The organism is Pseudomonas sp. NPDC089547 (assembly GCF_050280665.1).
GTDB lineage: Bacteria > Pseudomonadota > Gammaproteobacteria > Pseudomonadales > Pseudomonadaceae > Aquipseudomonas.
The window spans coordinates 21,224-37,231 of the sequence record NZ_JBNNVS010000050.1 but is presented as its reverse complement, the minus strand read 5'-3'; the positions used below and the strand labels follow the sequence as shown (position 1 = coordinate 37,231).

Below are 16,008 nucleotides of genomic sequence, written 5' to 3'. Positions count from 1 at the left end.
GCCAAGAAGAAGCCGCTGGAGACCGTTACTCCAGACGCGCTGGGCGTTTCCCTCGCCTCCACCAACAAGACCCTGAAGGTTGAAGCCCCGGCTGCACGTAGCGCTGGCATCAAGGTCAAATCGGTGGCCGAACTGGTCGAGAAACTGAAGAACGAAGCGAAGGTGATCTGATGAGCATTCTGGTAGTTGCTGAACACGATAATCGCATCCTCGCCGCCCATACCCTGCACACGCTGGGCGCCGCTCGGCAGATCGGCGCTGACATTGTTGTTCTCGTAGCCGGGCAGGACGTGGCCGGTGTGGCGCTCGCCGCCGCGCAGTGCGCCGGGGTGACCAAGGTGCTGCTGGCAGACGATGCTGCATACGCCCATCAGCTTGCGGAAAACGTGGCGCCCTTGGTGGCCAACCTGGGCCGCGATTTCAGCCACGTGCTGGCCCCAGCCACCAGCAACGGCAAGAACCTCCTGCCACGGGTAGCTGCGCTGCTGGATGTCGACCAGATCTCAGAGATCATTGCGGTCGAGTCCGCGGACACCTTCAAGCGCCCGATCTACGCCGGTAACGCCACTGCCACCGTCCAATCCAGCGCTGCGGTAAAAGTCATCACCGTGCGCTCCACCGGTTTTGAGGCGGTACCGGCAGAAGGCGGCAGCGCGCCGATCGAAGCCCTGGCTGGCACTGCTGATGCAGGCCTGTCGGCATTTGTCGGCGAAGAACTGGCCACGTCCGACCGCCCCGAACTGACCGCCGCCAGGATCGTGGTGTCGGGCGGGCGTGGCATGGGCAACGGTGACAACTTCAGCCACCTGTATGGCCTGGCCGACAAGCTCGGCGCTGCGGTTGGGGCCTCACGCGCAGCGGTAGACGCAGGCTTCGTGCCCAACGACATGCAGGTCGGCCAGACCGGCAAGATCGTAGCGCCGCAGTTGTACATCGCCGTGGGTATCTCCGGCGCTATCCAGCACCTGGCCGGCATGAAGGACTCCAAGGTCATTGTCGCGATCAACAAGGATGAAGAAGCACCTATCTTCCAGGTAGCTGATTACGGTTTGGTCGGCGACCTGTTCGAGATCGTACCGGAACTGACTTCGACGCTGTAAAGGACAATAAAAAATGAGCACACTTGCACCCCAAGCATGGATTGGCCGTAGCGAAACGGTCCATGACTGCATCAGCCATAACCTGGTCAAGCGTATTGCTGCCACTTTCAGTGAGCCCGCACCCGCACCTGGTGATGCCCTGCCCGCACTCTGGCACTGGGCGTTTTTCCAGGAGCCTGTCGAAGCGGCCGGCCTGGGTGGCGACGGCCATCCGGCGCGGGGCGGTTTTCTGCCCCCGGCCGACAACCGCAACCGCATGTGGGCCGGCGGGCGCCTGGCGTTCATCCGCCCGCTGAGGGTCGATGCTCAGGTGTCACGCCGCTCGACCATCCTCAATGTCGAGGAAAAGCACGGGCGCACCGGCTCACTGATGTTCGTCACCGTGCAGCATGAATATGTGCAGGACGGGCAGCAGGCACTGGTCGAAGAGCAGGACATCGTCTATCGCGAGCCTTCGCCACCCAAGCTTGGCGGCACCGAGCCGATGCCCCACGGCGATTGGAACGAAAGCGTGCAGCCCGACCCGACGCTGCTTTTTCGCTACTCGGCGGTGACCTTCAACGGCCATCGCATCCACTACGACTGGCCATACGTCACCGAAACCGAAGGCTACCCGGGGCTGGTGGTCCACGGCCCGTTGATCGCCACCCTGAACCTGCGCGCCTTCGTGCGCGCCAACCCGCAACTCAGCGTGCGCCGCTTCAGCTATCGCGGTGTGCGCCCGCTGATCTGCCCGGATGCCTTCCAGGTCGGCGGGCGGTTGACCGGCGACGGCAAGGCACAGGTCTGGGCGGGTAATCAGGCTGGCCAGGCGCAGGTTGGCGAAATCGAATTCGTCCAGGGGGTACGCCCATGAACGCCGAATTCGTACGCAGCGCGCTGTTCGTGCCGGCTACCCGCCCAGAGCGCATACCCAAGGCCTTGGCCAGTGGCGCCGATCGGGTCATCGTTGACCTTGAGGATGCCGTTGAAGAGACGCTGAAGGAACAGGCGCGCGACAACCTTGAGCAGTTTCTAGGCGATCAGCCCCAGGCCCGAGTGCTTGTGCGCGTCAACGCGCCCGGCCACTGGGCCCATGAGGCAGACCTGGCGCTGTGTCAGCGCCACGCTGGAGTGGTAGGCATCCTGCTGCCCAAGGCGGAAACCGTCGGCCAGATCGAACGTGCCCATGTCACCGGCAAAGCGGTGTGGCCGATCATTGAAAGTGCCAAGGGGCTGGCCGCCCTGCCTCTCCTGGCGGCAGCAACAGGCGTCGACCGGCTGTCGTTCGGCAGCCTGGACCTGGGCCTGGACCTCGGGCTGAACACTGGCAGTGCCGCTGCCGAACAGGTACTGGACCATGCCCGCTACGCGGTGCTGCTGCACAGCCGTGTCGCCGGGCTTGCCGCGCCGCTGGACGGCGTGTTCCCTGCCATTCAGGACACCGACGGACTTCAGCGCCAGGTGCGTTTCGCCCGGGATATGGGCTTTGCCGGCGCTCTGTGCATCCATCCAGGCCAGGTCAACGTGATTCACGCCGCGCTCAAGCCCTCGGCTGCCGAGCTGGACTGGGCGCAGCGGGTAGTTGAACACGCTGAAACCGGCTCCGGCGTGTTCACCCTCGATGGCCAGATGGTCGACGCCCCCGTGATCCTTCGCGCCCGGGCCATGCTGCTCCAGGCCGGCTGAAGCCCCTCGTTATCGCTCCCGGCACCGCACGCCACCTCTGTTCTGACGCGCAGCGGTGCGCGGTACCGGGGGCACCTACCCAGAGAGGTGCCCCATGTATCTGCTCACTGGCACCCACCGGCCCCGGCGACACTGTAAACGCCTGCTCTGCCGGGTGCTGCGCGCACTTTCGAGGTTGCCGGCCTATGCTTGAAGCCGCCCGTCCCTGCCCCTCCTCCCTGACCCAGGCTGCGACCGAACTGATGGTCGAGATTGGCTATACCGCCATGACCATGAGAAAGCTGGCCCTGCGCGTCGGCATTCTCCCAGGCAGCCTTTACCACCACGTCGATTGCAAACAGGACCTGCTGCTCAATGTGCTGCTCGACATCATCGAACGCCGCAAGCAGGCCTGGGAAAACGCCGCCCAACCTGAAGATCTGCAAGGTTATGTGCGGTTTGCACTGGCGCGGCAAGTGGCCCTTCCCCAGGAGGAGATGGTCCTTCGTCACGAAACCAGGCACCTGGACGACCGCCACCGGCTCTGGCTGGAGCGGGCAATGGGGCAACTGGCCGAGCCACTTCGCCAGATTATCGAACGGGGTTGTGCTATCGGTCGGTTCCGCGTGAGCGACCCAGCCCGGGCTGCCGCTGCTGTCCTGGCGATCATCGAGAGCGCCAACAGCCTGCGGGTTGGCAATGCGGCCTTCGATGAAAGGTGGATCGAGCAGCACATCTTGCGGGTATGCAATGCCTCGCTGCAGCCCGAACAATGACCAGAGCTCTGGCGGAACAGCACCCGCCAGAGCACGCTGCAAACGGTGCTAGGTAGCGCGATGGTCCCTGGCCTGCAACCGTTGCCGGAACGCGTCAAATGCCTGCGGATTGACCATCCGTGGCCCCGGCTCGCCGCGCAGCAACTGCAGAATCTGCTCGGCCGCCCACGCGCCCATGCGCGCGCGGGCCTCGCGCGTAACGCCTGCGGTGTGATAAAGGCCGACCACGTTTTCAAGGCCAAGCAGAGGGTGATCCAACGCAGGTGGCTCCTGCTCCCAAACGTCGATGCCCGCAGCGCCAAGATGGCCACAGGCCAACGCGCCATGGAGAGCGACCTCGTCATGCAAGCCGCCACGTGCGGTATTGATGAATACAGCCCCTTTGCGCATCGCCGCGAAAGCCGACGCGTTCATGAGGTTCAAGGTCGAAGCCTGGCGCGGGCAATGCAGCGAGACTACATCACTGCAATGCAACAGGCTTTGCAACGTGCAACCGGTAGCGCCCCGTTGACCGATCTGTTCCGCGCTCAGCAGGGGATCATGGGCCAGCACCTGCATGCCCAGGGCCTGGGCTATACGTGCGACACGTGTACCAATCTCACCGATACCGATCAGGCCCAAGCTTTTGCCGCACAATTCGCTACCCATCAGGTCTTCGCGAGAAAACCCGCGATCCCGGCGCAGGCGCCGGTCCGATTCGCTGATCCGCCGGGCGCAATCTAGCATCAACCCCACCGTGGCCTCGGCCACCGATTGGGCGTTGGCGCCCGATTGGTTCACGACCAGGACACCGGCCCGGGTGCAGGCCTCGACATCCACTGTGTCGAAGCCTGCACCATTGGTAGAGACACACAGCAGGTCAGGCAACTGGCGGAGCAGCGCCTCGGTGACACACCACTGGCTCGGGAGCTCGTCCCGCGCCGAGGGCACCTGGTACACCTGGCAGTTGCGCAGCGCCTGCAGGATCACGGCAGGCGGCTGGTCACGGGCGACGGTTTGCAGAACGACATCGGGCGATGATTCGAAGATCTGGGCCATCACCGGGTGATACCAGACGTCGAAACGCACGATCTTCTTCCTTTCAATAGTCATGCTCGCCTTGCCTCAATGGCTGGGTTGGGTAGGCAGGGATTTGCGCCCCATGAACTTGCGAACGCCGATGTTCTCTTCGACCTTGCCGTCGCCATCGAGATAACCGTGTTTGCCAAGGTCTGGCATCAGCAGGGCCGACACCAGGGTGATGGCGCCGATGGCCGCCACGTACAGGTAGAAGTACTGCTCCATTCCCACAGAGCGGAAGGACAGCGCCACATACTCGGCCGAACCGCCGAACATCGCGGCCCCAACCGCGTAAGGCAGGCCCACACCCAGTGCGCGCACAGTCGGCGGATAGAAGTCGGCCTTGAGAACACCGGTGACCGGGGTATAAAAGGCTGCAATCAGCAGCCCGGCGAGCACCAGCCCAAAGGCTGCGAGCGGGTCCTGCACGGTCTTGATCGCGGACAGCAACGGGATCACCAGGAAGGTGGACAACACGCCGAACAGGATCATGTTGCGGCGCACGCCGATCTTGTCGGCGAGCATGCCGAACACCGGCTGCGCCAGCATGAATACCACCAGTGCACACGCCATGATGATGCTCACCGTGGGGGCCGGGATGCCGACACTCACTACCAGGAACTTCTGCATGTAAGCGGTAAAGGTATAGAAGTACAGCGAGCAGCCAATGGTGATGGTGAAAGTGAGCAGCACCGCACGACGGTGTTGCATCAGGCCACGGAGCGAGCCGGATTCCTTGCTCTTCATTCCTTCTTCAGTGGCTGTCTCGCGCATGGTACGGCGCAGGATCACCACCACGATCGAAGCCAGCGCGCCAATCAGGAACGGTACCCGCCAGCCCCAGGCCTTGAGGTCCTGCTCCGACAGCACCATTTGCAGCACCGCAACCGTCAGCAGCGCCAGCAGTTGCCCGGCAATGATCGTCATGTACTGGAACGAGCCGTAGAACGATCGCCGCCCGGCGCGGGATACCTCACTGATGTAGGTGGCGCCGGTGCCGTACTCGGCGCCTACCGACAACCCTTGCATCAGCCGTGCGATCACCAGCAGAACCGGCGCTGCGACACCCACCGTGGCATAAGTGGGCATGACCGCGATCATCAACGAGCCACCGCACATCATGAACACCGAGATGATCATCGAGATCTTGCGCCCACGGGTATCGGCGATATAGCCGAAAATCCAGCCGCCCAGCGGGCGCATGAAGAAGCCGACAGCAAAGATACCGGCCGTGGCCAGCAGTTGGCTGGTCTGGTCGCCAGCGGGGAAGAACAGTGATGCGAAGTAGATCGACGTGTAGGCGTAGATGAAGAAGTCGTACCATTCCACCAGGTTGCCGGAACACACACCCACAATGGCGGTGGTGCGCTCTTTGCGCGTCAACGGACGTGCCGTGCTCATGTCTGCATTCATGATCGCTTACCCTTGTTGTTATTGTTTTGCCAACTCGGGTACAGCTTTGCATAGCGTCGTTTTGGGGGAAGAGGCGCTACAGGTCTAACAGCTATGCCTGGCAGGCATGGCCGTCCAAGCCGGGCTTTCGGGTCGTTTGTCCTGCACATAGCGACAGACTTCTTCTGCGACCCGGCTCAGGCAGCCTTTTAAAATCCGCTGCGAGTTATCCAGCTATCGTGCGCCCTCGCAGAAGCGGTGGATGGCCTGGCACGCCACACGCAGAGAATCGTCATCGAGCGCGTAAGCAATGCGCAGGTAGCCAGAAAGACCAAAAGCGCTGCCCTGAACGACTGCAACGTTGGCCTCCTCAAGCAAGGCCAGGGCCACTGCCTCATCGTCGACCAACTCACAACCAGCGGGAGAACGCTTGCCGATCAACCCTGAACAGTCGGCGAAAGCGTAGAAAGCCCCACCTGGAATTTCGCAGCTGATGCCCGGCGCCTGGTTGAGCAACTCCACCATGACATCGCGACGCCGCTGGAAGACCTCGCGGCTATGGGCAATGAAGGCTTTCGGGCCGTCAAGGGCAGCAATTGCTGCGTGCTGCGAGATGGAACAAGCGCCTGAAGTCTGCTGCCCCTGAAGCTTCTCCATCGCCTGAAGCAGCCAGCGGGGCCCGGTAGCAAACCCGATCCGCCAACCCGTCATGGCATAGGCCTTCGACACGCCATTCATGGTCAACGTCCGATCAGCCAGACGTGGTTCAACCTGGGCAAGCGTGAGGAAGTCACGGCCGTCGAATATCAGGTGCTCATAGATGTCGTCAGCCAGAATCAGCACCTGCGGATGGGCCAGCAACACCTCGGCCAGCGCTTGCAGTTCGTCGCAATCGTATACGGCGCCCGTGGGGTTGGACGGCGAATTCAGGATCAACCAGCGGGTGTTCGGGCCGATGGCTTCGGCCAGTGCTTGCGGGGTCAACTTGAAGCTCGATTCGGCGCCGCAGGCAACAATGCGCGACTCGCCACCACACAGCTCAACCATTTCCGGATAGCTGACCCAGTACGGCGCGGGGATCACAACTTGGTCGCCTTCGTTAAGGGTTGCAGCCAGGGCATTGAAGATGACTTGCTTGCCGCCACTGCAAACCAGCGTGTCCTGCCAGCCGACGTCCAGACCATTTTCACGCTGGTATTTGCGCGCAATGGCTTCCCGCAATGCGCGAAGGCCGGCCACCTGGGTGTAGCGAGTGTGACCATTGTTGATTGCACTGATGGCTGCGGTACGGATGTGCTCCGGCGTATCGAAGTCAGGCTCACCCGCGCAAAGCGAAATGATCTTCGCCCCTTCTGCGCGTCGCGCAGCCACGCGGTCGATGATCTTGTAGGTTGCCGAAGGCTTGGCAGCCTCCAGGCGACGGTTCAGCGTTTCCAGGCTCACGCGCGTTCCTCCGGGTGAGTAAGGCCCATCAGGTCCAGGGTGGTACGACCCTCGCGCAGCTTGGCCATGAACAATGCCTCTTTGTCTGCGCGCTTCTGGCCTTCACGAAGCGTGCGTTCGACTGCATGCGCCGGGATGATGATCACGCCGTCTTCGTCAGCGACAACCAGATCGCCGGCGCTGACTTGTGCGCCGCTGAAGTCGAACGGTTTACCTACTGAAGGCGTAGTCGCCTTGACGGTGCCTTTAACCGAGATACCCCGCGCAAACACCGGGAAGCCATGTGCTTCAAGCGCGGCGATGTCGCGTACGCCGCCATTGATTACCAAACCGACAATACCTGCGGCTTGTGCCGCAACCGTGAGCACCTCACCCCAGTAGCCAGCAATGAAGTCGGCGCAATCACAGACCAGCACGCTACCGCGCGGTGCTTTGGCCACGGCCAGGTGCAGGCCCAGGTTGTCACCAGGCGAACACTGCAGCGGGTAAGCGGGTGCGGCAATGAAGGCGCCCTTCCAGACAGCGCGAATCTCGCGGTCGACTGCAGACGGCAGCCCGGAGGCCTCATAGAGGGTGGAGCTGCCGAGGACCTTTACAATGTTCTGATAATCGTGTGGAAGGCTCATGGCTGTTTGCTCTGCAGGGAGTGGTAACCGAGGGCGGCTCGAGCTTCTTTGAGGCGCTTGCCAGTGGCGATCTGTTCGCGAATCTGTGCTTCGACATGTTCGATACGACGTGCCTTTTCAGCGACCTCCTGCGCACGATTACGCGGGACGATGACGACACCATTGGCGTCAGCTACAACGATGTCGCGGGCGCAAACCCGAGCTTGGCCAACCGACACAGGCTGGTTTACAGCCACGACTTCCACGCGGTCCTTGCCGGTACGCATGAACCGTCCTTTGCTGAACAGCGGGTAGCCTTCGCCCAGCGCCTTGTTCACATCGCGGCAGACACCGTCAATGACCGTGCCGGCAATACCCCGGGCCAGTGCGTACTGGGTCATGATGTCGCCCCACACCGTGCAATCGGTACGGCCGTCATTGGCGATGACCACTACGTCACCTGGTGCTACTTCATCAATGAAGTCTCCGACTGTGCCGGGCGGTGTGCTCGCACTGACGTACTGAACAGTGAAGGCAGGGCCGACCACGACCTGGCTGTAGTTGGCCAATGGCGCGATACCGAAGGCCTGGCCTGGCAGGCCCAGTTTATCCATCGCGTCGGACACACCCGGGGTATCCAGGCCCTCGAACAAGGCAACCAGGTCTTTATCAGAAAGGCTCATATCAGTGCTCCACCTTGATGGCTTCGAATTGCGTGTCGTGCATGACTTCTTCCACCGAGCGACCGGCGCGTACAGCGTCGACCATGCCGGCTTGTCTCCGGTCAATACGCTCGGCCAGATTCAGCACTTTCTCGATGGCATTGGCCGGTACGAAAACGGTGCCGCATTCATCGGCGATCACATAGTCGCCCTCATCAACTTCAACACCCGCCATGCGAACTTTGACGGCCGCGTCGAGCTGAATGAGCCTGTTGCGCGCACTGATCATGGTCACGCCCCGCCCGAAGACCGGGTAACCGATATCGGCGCTGCCGCGGATGTCGCGGCTGAAGCCATCAATGATCGACCCGCGGATGCCTTTGCGCTGGGCCGCGTTGGCCAGGATGTCGCCCCAGCTGGAGATACCGTCCACGCCACCTGCGATCACCAGCACGCGGTCATCGGTGGTGACTTGTTCTACGACCGGGCTAATAAGGTGAACCGTGGGCGCCACGTCCTGCTTGGGCCCCAGTTGCACGGTGCTGGCCCGGCCGACAATTTTGGGGCAGTTCCACAGCGGCATCAGGCCGTTAGTGGCGCCAGGCAGTTCGAGGAAGTCCAGCGCGTCCGACACTGTGTTGGTATCGAGCGCAGCCAGGCGTTCAAGCGGGGCTTTCAAGCTCATCTGTTGCAGGCCTCTTGTTGGTGAGGCTTGAGTATCGGCGCCGAGGTTTGATACGTATATTACGAAGAAGCTAAGCTTGTTATATCCAAAACCTATGGAAAAGTACCGTGATCAACTTTCGCTTGATACGCCACCTGTGGCTGTTCCTGGCTGTGGCAGAAGACCAGAATTTCAGTCGTGCGGCCAAGCGGCTGGGTATGTCGCAACCGCCGTTGACCGAGCAGATCCAGGCGCTCGAACAGTCCCTTCGCGTTCAACTGTTTACCCGTTCGCGCCGCGGTGCACAGCTGACTGCCGCCGGCGCCGCGATTCTTCCTGCGGTCCGGAAATTCGCTGATCAACTGGAGCGACTCGAGTTGGCAGTTCACGAAGCCGTCGCAGGCCATGCCGGCGTGGTGACCATCGGAGCAATTACGTCAGCCATGATCGACGTGCTCCCCCCATTGATCGAGCGTTTCAAGCAGAACCATCCGTTGATCACGGTATCGGTTCGAGAGATCGATAGTGCAGAAGCCATACCCGCGCTGGAGGCAGGTGATATCGACATTGCTTTCGCACGCCTGGAAGGGAATCTCGGTCGACATATTCAATCCTTGCCGTTGTCCGAAGACAGGCTGGCTGTCGCGCTTCCCAAAGACCACCCTTTGGCTGCCAAGGATTCGATCTCCCTGCAATCTCTCGCGGACGAAACCCTGGTCATGGCTTCACGGGACGTGAGCCCTGTGTACTTCGACTACCTGGTTGGGCAGTGCAAAGCCAGCGGCTTCGCTCCGCGCATCGTCCACCAGGTGCGGTCCGTATCGTCACAAGTCGCCTTTGTCAGTTGCGGTCAGGGCATCGCATTGGTGCCGACGTCCATGGATAAACTTGCGCCGGAGAACGTCGTCATACGCCCTCTGCATCCCGAAGTGAAAGTGGTGATCACAGCCGTGGCCTGGCATGGCGAGCACAAGAACCCATTGGTGGAGGCAATGATCGACCATGCAAGGCAAGATTTGCTGTCATAGGCCGGGCGTATCACAGGGTTCGTGGCTTCGTATTTTACAAATCATTTGGCGCGTTCAACATTGGGGGCTCTGTTATAGGAGTTTCTATCCGTGTCCCATGCAGCTCGCTTCACGTACGAGAAAGTCCCACTGAACATCGAGGGTGTGCAGCTCGATCTGGCGGTGATACACCGCAGCGGGCCGAAAACGCCCATCCTGTTCCTCCACGGTTTCGGTTCCACCAAAGAGGACTATGCCGATATCACGCTGCAAGCGTCTTTCGAAGGACACCCCTTCATTGCCTACGATGCGCCAGGTTGCGGTGAAACGGAGTGCGCCGACCTCTCGCGCATCAACATTGAATTCCTGGTGAAAACCGCGCAGGCCGTGCTCAAGCATTTCGGAGTCGACAAGTTCCATCTGGTAGGCCATTCCATGGGGGGGCTGACCGGCTTGGTATTGGCTCGCGAAGAGCCTGATCGCATTCAAAGCTTCGTTGATATCGAAGGTAACATCGCACCTGAGGATTGCTTCCTCAGTCGGCAGATCCATGATCATGATCGCGAGGACGACGCGGGCTTCTTCCGTGATTTTATCAATCGCACCCGGTTGGCTTCTGATCCTGCAAGTGCACTCTATGCCGCCAGCCTCGCGCATAAAGTACGGACCGGCGCAGTGCGTGGCATTTTCGAATCAATGGTGGACTTGTCCGACAACGCTCAGTTGATGGACAAGTTCCTCGCACTACCCTTCCCGCGCCAGTATATGTATGGGATAACCAACTCACACCTCTCCTACCTCGACCACATCGCTGCACAAGGCGTGGAACTGGCGTGCATCCCTGATTGCGGTCATTTCCCGATGTATTCGAATCCCGCCCTGATGTGGAAGCACATCAAGGCATTGCAAGACCGCGCCTGAGCGGACCACATCTTTACCACGCGGCTGAGTCGGCCGCGTGAAGCTCGCACTACTCCCAGTAAAAATAATAATGAGGTTGCGCCATGCTCGAAGCCATCAATGGTTTTCTTTCGGGAAAGCTGCTTATCGTGAATCGCCCCGGGTTCCTTAGACACCTCCAAGCCTCACAATCAACCGCCGAAGACTGGAAGCCAGCGTCTGCGCGTCCGATTGGTACCTAGCGTTCCACTGCAAGAGCCAATCACGAGGAGACCCGGCCTCCTCCCACTCGGCTAACGCGAGGGCATTAATGATTTCCATCTCAAACCACAGCACCTGCCACTCGGCAGCATCTGAAACCAAGGCTTGATCTTGCCAAGCAAATTCAGTCAGCGCTACGAAGCGAGACCAGGATGCCAGATCCTGGGGTGCGCCAGTGACCATAGACCACAGCGCCGAAGCGGTGAGCATGATGCCCTCCTTTAGCAAATCGATTCCTGAGCATTCTGCCAGAGCGGTTCGCAAATAGTACTTGAAGCCCCGAGCCTGAGCCGCCCACTGAACCGCGATCGCCTTTCGAAGTCGAAACCTTCACGCTATAACTGGACGCAGCCGCGACATTGTTGACCAGATTGACCACGCGGGCATGTGAAAAGAGAAAGCGGCAGCGCCAGCGCTCATGCGCAATTGAAAGAGGTCGAATGCAATGGCAAACCAGATTGCAAAGCTGGACGCGCACTTTGAACTGCTTGCACACATAGCCGACGAGCTTGAGCAGCAGGTTGGGCCTTGCCCAGCAACTCGCCCCCTATTGATCGCGTGGCTAATGGGGTGGATTCGAAGTACTGATGCTCTGGACGAAATACGGCGTGAGTTGCCTCGCCTGCCCCAGATTCTGAAATCGGCGTATCGCGAGTACGCTCAACGAGGTGGCGGTCAGTAAGGTGCCACCTCGATCACTCCCCATCACGGAATACAGCGTCCGGGGCCTCACGCAACACGTTGTTTCGCCAGCATTAATAGCCAAAAGTCGCTGCTCATTCAGCTAATTCAACTAGCCATCCCTCGATACACTTTCGGGCTTCGCACTCATTACCACAACAACCATAAGGTAACCCGCAACCATGGCTATTCAGCGTCTGCACAGCAACAAGCGCCTGAGCAACACCGTGATCCACAACGGTGTGGTTTATCTGGCCGGCCAGCTGGCCAACAACCACGAAGCCGATATCCGCACGCAAACCGCCGAAACCCTGGCCAACATCGATGCACTGCTGGCAGAAGCCGGCAGCGACAAGTCGAAGATCCTTTCGGTGACCATCTACCTCAAGGACATCATCAACGATTTCGCCGGGCTCAACGAAGTCTGGGAGGCCTGGGTGGCAGAAGGTCATGCCCCTGCACGTGCCTGCGTCGAAGCGGCCATGTTCAAGCCAAGCCTGCTGGTGGAAATGTCCGTGGTAGCTGTGCAGGGCTGACAGCCTGGGCACCTGAAAAACAAAGCCGCAGCCGTTTCAACGAAGGGCTGCGGCTTGTTGGTATTGCCTGCAGATCAGCGGTCGTGCAGGTGCTTCTTCAAAAATGCCCGGGTGCGGTCCTGTACGGGATTGCTCAGTATTTCACTCGGTGCACCCTGCTCTACTACCACCCCACCATCCATGAACACGATCTGGTCGGCTACCTCGCCGGCAAAACGCATTTCGTGGGTGACGATCAGCATGGTCATGTGCTCGGCGGCCAATTGCTTCATGACCAGGTTCACTTCTTCGACCAGCTCAGGGTCCAGCGCCGAGGTTGCTTCATCAAACAGCATGACCTTGGGTTGCATGGCCAGTGCCCGGGCAATGGCAACGCGCTGCTTCTGCCCGCCAGACAAGCGCGACGGGTACTCGTCGATCTTGTTACCCAACCCGACTTTTTGCAGGTATTCCAGCGCCAGCTCCCTGGCCGCGCTTTTCGAATAGCCTTTGAGCTTGATCGGCCCTATCGCGATGTTTTCACAGACGGTGAGGTGCGGGAACAGGTTGAAATGCTGGAACACCATGCCCATCTGCTGGCGCACCCGGTTGATATGCTGCTCGAAAGCACGGCCATGCAAAGGCCGGTTGACCTGGTCGCCATCAAGCCAGACTTCACCGCCATTAAGCACTTCCAGATGATTGATCGAGCGCAGCAGGGTGCTTTTGCCCGAGCCGCTGGGGCCGATGATGGCGAAGATCTGCCCACGCGACACCGACAGGTCGATACCCTTGAGTACCTCGAGCGAACCATAGGCTTTACGGGCGCCCTTCACTGCTACCATAGCGTTGTTGTTCATCGTGACATCTCGACCTTTGCTTCAATAAGATGCAGCCCTGCCTCAAGCACCAGGTTGGCCACGTAGTAGATGACCGCAACGGCAATGTAGAACTCGAACGGGCTGTACGTTTCGCTGACCGCCAGTTGGGCGCTGTAGACCAGTTCGGCAATACCGATGATCGATACCAGCGAGGTGTCCTTCAGCAAGACGATGAGGTTGTTGCCCAACGGCGCAATGGTCTTTCTCAGCGCCTGCGGCACAATGATGTAGCGCTGGGTCATGGCCCTGCTCAGGCCAATCGAGCGCGCGCCTTCAATCTGGCCAGGGTCGACCGCTTCGATCCCGGACTTGATCACGTCGGCGTTGTACACCGCAAAATGCAGGCTTAACCCGATAATGCCCGCAGCCAGGGCCGGAATATCGATACCCACCTGCACGAGGCCGTAATAGATCAGGTACAGCTGCAGCAACAGCGGCGTGCCCATCAACAGCCAGGTAACGAAGCGCACGGGCAATGCCATGGCCTTGGGTGCATACAGGTCAGTCAGGGCAAACAGCACGCCCACGACCAGGCTGATGACGCTGGAGCAAACAAACATGACCAGCGTCCACCACAGCCCGGTCGCCAGCATTTCAGTGTAAGGCGTGATGACACTCAGGTTTAATCCATCCATTGGCAAGCCCTTACTTGGTCGCGTAGCGCCGGTCCAGTACCTCGACCAGGTACTTGACCGAATAGACCATGACGATATAAAGCAGCGCCGACACCATGAAGATCTCGAACGGCTTGTAGGTTGAACTGATAAAGCGCTGCGCGGTGTAGGTCAGCTCAACCACGGAGATAGCCGATACCAGGGCTGACCCTTTTATCAAGCCAATTGCATTGACGCCCAATGGCCTGATCATGAGTTTCAATGCCTGGGGAATGATGATGTACAGCAATGTCTGACTGCGGCTGAAGCCAATCGAGCGGGCGCCTTCAGCCTGGCCAGGGTCGACATTATCGATAGCGCCGCGAATGGATTCAGACATATACGCCGCGATATTCATGCCCAAACCGATTACCGCCGCAGAAAATGGCTCCAGTTCAATTCCTATTTGTGGGCCACCAAAATAGATGATGAACAACTGCACCAGGCAGGGTGTGCCGCGAAAGACGCTGACATAGAGTTTGGCGGCCCAGCGCAAGAGCGCCACTGGCGATAGCCTGAGTGCAACCAGGAGGACTGCCAAGACCAGGCCAAGCGCCAAGGACAGCAACGAGATCTGCACCGTGACCCAGGCGGCCTCGAAGAAAAACGGGTAGGTACGATGGATTAAAGACAAGTCCATAAAAGCCACTCACAAAATCTGCCACCCCGGCCCAACCCAACGGTCGGGCCATTACAGGTAGATATCAGCGAATATCGCTACCCACCCATTTCATCGAGATTTCTTTGTAAGTGCCATCGGCGAGGATGTCGTCCAGCGCCTTCTGCAACTGGGCCTTGAGTTCCGGGTTGTTTCTACGGATGGCAATGCCCAGGCCCTCGCGACCGCCCTGATCGTCTGGCAAACTGATAATCCGCACTTTCTGCCCGGTCTCTTTCACGGCAACCATGACCGGTATGCTGTCCATGACCACCGCATCGATACGCCCGGCATCAAGGTCCACCAGCATTTCCGGCAGGCCCTTGTAAGTACGCACCTTCAAGTTGCCGCGCGCGCGTGCCCATTTGTCATGCGAGTCGCCCAGGGTGACGCCAACCGTGACATCCTTCAGGTCTTCCAGCCCCTTGATCGGCGAATCTTCCTTCACGCCGATGGTACGGCCGGCATGGTAATAAGGCCCGATAAAGTCAACCGCTTTCAGGCGTTCGGGGGTAATGGTCATCGAGGCAATCACAGCGTCGTACTTCTTGGCCAGCAGCCCGGCGATAATGCCGTCGAACGGTGTAGTGATGATCTTGATATTTACGCCCAGGCGTTGGGCAAGTGCCTCGCCTATGGAGGCGTCGAAACCGACGATTTCATTTTTTTCATTGGCAAAGCTGAACGGGGAATACTGCCCGCTCATTGCCACGCGTAGTACCTTCGACTCTTGAATGGCCTGCAGGTCATCGGCTTGCACTGCACCATGGGCGAACAGTGCAACCGCCGCTACAGCGGTGGAAGCCAATAGCATTCTGGTTTTTCTTGCCAGCATCGAGGCACTCCTTGGAAGTTTGTATTTCTTATTGTCCTGGGCGCCAAAGCCCCAACCTTCAACGAAAGCTTTGCATACTGAAACCTTGAAAGCACCCTGCAATGTGCGTGTTCGACGGGCACATTGCCGGAACCGACCGACATAATGTCGGTGCTACTTCGTGCCCTGCAAAAACTCAAGTAGTGTCTTGCCATGCACTACCAAGTAGCAAGTATTCAGCTGGTTTGCACCTGCACTGTGCAGGGCTGGCCGGCCCTTTACCGGTGATC

General features: G+C 59.7%; 18 protein-coding genes and 1 pseudogene. 8 read left to right on the top strand and 11 right to left on the bottom strand.

The annotated features are described in order from the left end of the window. The 5 genes and pseudogenes from ACQKPZ_RS24195 to ACQKPZ_RS24175 form a co-directional block, all read left to right on the top strand. Positions 1–171: pseudogene (locus ACQKPZ_RS24195) on the top strand (electron transfer flavoprotein subunit beta/FixA family protein); the annotation flags it as partial. Further along, a complete protein-coding gene (locus ACQKPZ_RS24190; RefSeq protein ID WP_427543059.1) occupies positions 171–1,100 on the top strand; it encodes an electron transfer flavoprotein subunit alpha/FixB family protein in 930 nt (309 codons plus the stop codon). The pseudogene ACQKPZ_RS24195 and the gene ACQKPZ_RS24190, both read left to right, overlap by 1 nt. Before the next feature lie 13 nt (positions 1,101–1,113). Further along, positions 1,114–1,956 (top strand): FAS1-like dehydratase domain-containing protein, encoded by an 843-nt coding sequence (locus tag ACQKPZ_RS24185; protein WP_427543056.1) that lies wholly within the window; start codon positions 1,114–1,116, stop codon positions 1,954–1,956. Further along, positions 1,953–2,768 carry an HpcH/HpaI aldolase/citrate lyase family protein gene (locus ACQKPZ_RS24180; RefSeq protein WP_427543053.1) on the top strand — a complete coding sequence of 272 codons (816 nt, stop codon included), beginning with the start codon at positions 1,953–1,955 and terminating at the stop codon, positions 2,766–2,768. Before ACQKPZ_RS24185 ends, ACQKPZ_RS24180 begins: the two co-directional genes overlap by 4 nt. Before the next feature lie 185 nt (positions 2,769–2,953). Next, a complete protein-coding gene (locus ACQKPZ_RS24175) occupies positions 2,954–3,523 on the top strand; it encodes a TetR/AcrR family transcriptional regulator (RefSeq protein WP_427543050.1) in 570 nt (189 codons plus the stop codon). A gap of 48 nt (positions 3,524–3,571) precedes the next feature. On the opposite strand, the gene ACQKPZ_RS24170 is transcribed toward ACQKPZ_RS24175, so the two are convergent. The 6 genes from ACQKPZ_RS24170 to ACQKPZ_RS24145 all read right to left on the bottom strand — a co-directional run bounded on the left by ACQKPZ_RS24170 (position 3,572) and on the right by ACQKPZ_RS24145 (position 9,369). Continuing rightward, entirely contained in the window at positions 3,572–4,615 is a 1,044-nt protein-coding gene (locus ACQKPZ_RS24170; RefSeq protein ID WP_427543047.1) for a hydroxyacid dehydrogenase, read from the bottom strand. A 12-nt stretch (positions 4,616–4,627) separates the two neighbouring features. Further along, complete coding sequence (locus ACQKPZ_RS24165) at positions 4,628–5,983, bottom strand: MFS family transporter (RefSeq protein WP_427543044.1); 1,356 nt, start codon at positions 5,981–5,983, stop codon at positions 4,628–4,630. A gap of 225 nt (positions 5,984–6,208) precedes the next feature. Beyond that, positions 6,209–7,417 carry a pyridoxal phosphate-dependent aminotransferase gene (locus tag ACQKPZ_RS24160; protein WP_427543041.1) on the bottom strand — a complete coding sequence of 403 codons (1,209 nt, stop codon included), beginning with the start codon at positions 7,415–7,417 and terminating at the stop codon, positions 6,209–6,211. Continuing rightward, the gene (locus tag ACQKPZ_RS24155; protein WP_427543038.1) at positions 7,414–8,043 is read right to left on the bottom strand and encodes an RraA family protein; all 630 of its coding nucleotides are present in this window, start codon (positions 8,041–8,043) and stop codon (positions 7,414–7,416) included. The genes ACQKPZ_RS24160 and ACQKPZ_RS24155 overlap by 4 nt, the downstream gene beginning before the upstream one ends. Further along, a complete protein-coding gene (locus tag ACQKPZ_RS24150; protein ID WP_427543035.1) occupies positions 8,040–8,705 on the bottom strand; it encodes an RraA family protein in 666 nt (221 codons plus the stop codon). The genes ACQKPZ_RS24155 and ACQKPZ_RS24150 overlap by 4 nt, the downstream gene beginning before the upstream one ends. Before the next feature lies 1 nt (position 8,706). Next, positions 8,707–9,369: an RraA family protein gene (locus tag ACQKPZ_RS24145; RefSeq protein WP_427543032.1), complete on the bottom strand. Its 663-nt coding sequence runs from the start codon at positions 9,367–9,369 to the stop codon at positions 8,707–8,709. 107 nt (positions 9,370–9,476) lie between these two features. Between ACQKPZ_RS24145 and ACQKPZ_RS24140 the strand changes: the two genes are divergently transcribed. After that, the gene (locus ACQKPZ_RS24140) at positions 9,477–10,376 is read left to right on the top strand and encodes a LysR substrate-binding domain-containing protein (protein WP_391126077.1); all 900 of its coding nucleotides are present in this window, start codon (positions 9,477–9,479) and stop codon (positions 10,374–10,376) included. Positions 10,377–10,466: 90 nt separating this feature from the next. Continuing rightward, positions 10,467–11,276 carry an alpha/beta fold hydrolase gene (locus ACQKPZ_RS24135; protein ID WP_427543029.1) on the top strand — a complete coding sequence of 270 codons (810 nt, stop codon included), beginning with the start codon at positions 10,467–10,469 and terminating at the stop codon, positions 11,274–11,276. A gap of 147 nt (positions 11,277–11,423) precedes the next feature. On the opposite strand, the gene ACQKPZ_RS24130 is transcribed toward ACQKPZ_RS24135, so the two are convergent. After that, entirely contained in the window at positions 11,424–11,726 is a 303-nt protein-coding gene (locus tag ACQKPZ_RS24130) for a hypothetical protein (RefSeq protein WP_427543026.1), read from the bottom strand. 653 nt (positions 11,727–12,379) lie between these two features. On the opposite strand from ACQKPZ_RS24130, the gene ACQKPZ_RS24125 reads away from it, so the two are divergent. Continuing rightward, positions 12,380–12,733: a RidA family protein gene (locus ACQKPZ_RS24125; RefSeq protein WP_201200837.1), complete on the top strand. Its 354-nt coding sequence runs from the start codon at positions 12,380–12,382 to the stop codon at positions 12,731–12,733. 74 nt (positions 12,734–12,807) lie between these two features. Here the strand turns inward: ACQKPZ_RS24125 and ACQKPZ_RS24120 are convergent, their stop codons facing one another. The 4 genes from ACQKPZ_RS24120 to ACQKPZ_RS24105 all read right to left on the bottom strand — a co-directional run bounded on the left by ACQKPZ_RS24120 (position 12,808) and on the right by ACQKPZ_RS24105 (position 15,739). Continuing rightward, on the bottom strand, positions 12,808–13,557 hold the full coding sequence (locus tag ACQKPZ_RS24120; protein WP_427543062.1) for an amino acid ABC transporter ATP-binding protein: 750 nt from the start codon (positions 13,555–13,557) through the stop codon (positions 12,808–12,810). Between the two features lie 11 nt (positions 13,558–13,568). Further along, a complete protein-coding gene (locus tag ACQKPZ_RS24115; RefSeq protein ID WP_427543023.1) occupies positions 13,569–14,228 on the bottom strand; it encodes an amino acid ABC transporter permease in 660 nt (219 codons plus the stop codon). A gap of 10 nt (positions 14,229–14,238) precedes the next feature. Next, positions 14,239–14,886 carry an amino acid ABC transporter permease gene (locus ACQKPZ_RS24110; RefSeq protein ID WP_427543020.1) on the bottom strand — a complete coding sequence of 216 codons (648 nt, stop codon included), beginning with the start codon at positions 14,884–14,886 and terminating at the stop codon, positions 14,239–14,241. A gap of 64 nt (positions 14,887–14,950) precedes the next feature. Next, entirely contained in the window at positions 14,951–15,739 is a 789-nt protein-coding gene (locus ACQKPZ_RS24105; protein WP_427543017.1) for an ABC transporter substrate-binding protein, read from the bottom strand. Between the last annotated feature and the right edge of the window lie 269 nt (positions 15,740–16,008).

Bases quoted from the DNA above. Each gene is read 5' to 3' on its own strand.
- ACQKPZ_RS24190 (WP_427543059.1), top strand. From the start codon at position 171: ATGAGCATTCTGGTAGTTGCTGAACACGATAATCGCATCCTCGCCGCC.
- ACQKPZ_RS24185 (WP_427543056.1), top strand. From the start codon at position 1,114: ATGAGCACACTTGCACCCCAAGCATGGATTGGCCGTAGCGAAACGGTC.
- ACQKPZ_RS24180 (WP_427543053.1), top strand. From the start codon at position 1,953: ATGAACGCCGAATTCGTACGCAGCGCGCTGTTCGTGCCGGCTACCCGC.
- ACQKPZ_RS24175 (WP_427543050.1), top strand. From the start codon at position 2,954: ATGCTTGAAGCCGCCCGTCCCTGCCCCTCCTCCCTGACCCAGGCTGCG.
- ACQKPZ_RS24170 (WP_427543047.1), bottom strand. From the start codon at position 4,615: ATGACTATTGAAAGGAAGAAGATCGTGCGTTTCGACGTCTGGTATCAC.
- ACQKPZ_RS24165 (WP_427543044.1), bottom strand. From the start codon at position 5,983: ATGAGCACGGCACGTCCGTTGACGCGCAAAGAGCGCACCACCGCCATT.
- ACQKPZ_RS24155 (WP_427543038.1), bottom strand. From the start codon at position 8,043: ATGAGCCTTCCACACGATTATCAGAACATTGTAAAGGTCCTCGGCAGC.
- ACQKPZ_RS24150 (WP_427543035.1), bottom strand. From the start codon at position 8,705: ATGAGCCTTTCTGATAAAGACCTGGTTGCCTTGTTCGAGGGCCTGGAT.
- ACQKPZ_RS24145 (WP_427543032.1), bottom strand. From the start codon at position 9,369: ATGAGCTTGAAAGCCCCGCTTGAACGCCTGGCTGCGCTCGATACCAAC.
- ACQKPZ_RS24130 (WP_427543026.1), bottom strand. From the start codon at position 11,726: ATGCTCACCGCTTCGGCGCTGTGGTCTATGGTCACTGGCGCACCCCAG.
- ACQKPZ_RS24125 (WP_201200837.1), top strand. From the start codon at position 12,380: ATGGCTATTCAGCGTCTGCACAGCAACAAGCGCCTGAGCAACACCGTG.
- ACQKPZ_RS24120 (WP_427543062.1), bottom strand. From the start codon at position 13,557: ATGGTAGCAGTGAAGGGCGCCCGTAAAGCCTATGGTTCGCTCGAGGTA.
- ACQKPZ_RS24115 (WP_427543023.1), bottom strand. From the start codon at position 14,228: ATGGATGGATTAAACCTGAGTGTCATCACGCCTTACACTGAAATGCTG.
- ACQKPZ_RS24110 (WP_427543020.1), bottom strand. From the start codon at position 14,886: ATGGACTTGTCTTTAATCCATCGTACCTACCCGTTTTTCTTCGAGGCC.
- ACQKPZ_RS24105 (WP_427543017.1), bottom strand. From the start codon at position 15,739: ATGCTGGCAAGAAAAACCAGAATGCTATTGGCTTCCACCGCTGTAGCG.